At 43.5% G+C, this 237-nt stretch carries 1 protein-coding gene; it reads right to left on the reverse strand.

Going from position 1 to position 237, the window contains the following annotated elements; all coding sequences use genetic code 11:
* The coding region (locus tag AACW06_RS20685) for a glutathione S-transferase N-terminal domain-containing protein (RefSeq protein WP_272956780.1) at positions 1 to 94 on the reverse strand (94 nt) is incomplete at its 3' end.
* Positions 95 to 237: the final 143 nt, after the last annotated feature.

The following is a 237-nucleotide window of genomic DNA, read 5'->3' on the forward strand; positions in this document are numbered from 1 at the left end:
CAATTCTATCGTAATGTATACCCTTAAAATTCAGTACCCACTCCACCCTTTCAGAGCTATTCGAGCCTTTTGCGCCATACAGCGAAACTTCCATATATCCTCCCGAAAAGCATAACGCCCAATTAAGTGGTGAACAACGCACTGACCAAGCCGCTGCATTGCACCATAAAACACTTTACCTAACGCATAGTAAAACTGCCACGCGTTGAGAATCCACTTGAATTGCTTGTTATGTGA

Source organism: Vibrio sp. S12_S33 (assembly GCF_963889785.1).
Classification (GTDB): Bacteria; Pseudomonadota; Gammaproteobacteria; order Enterobacterales; family Vibrionaceae; genus Vibrio; species Vibrio aestuarianus.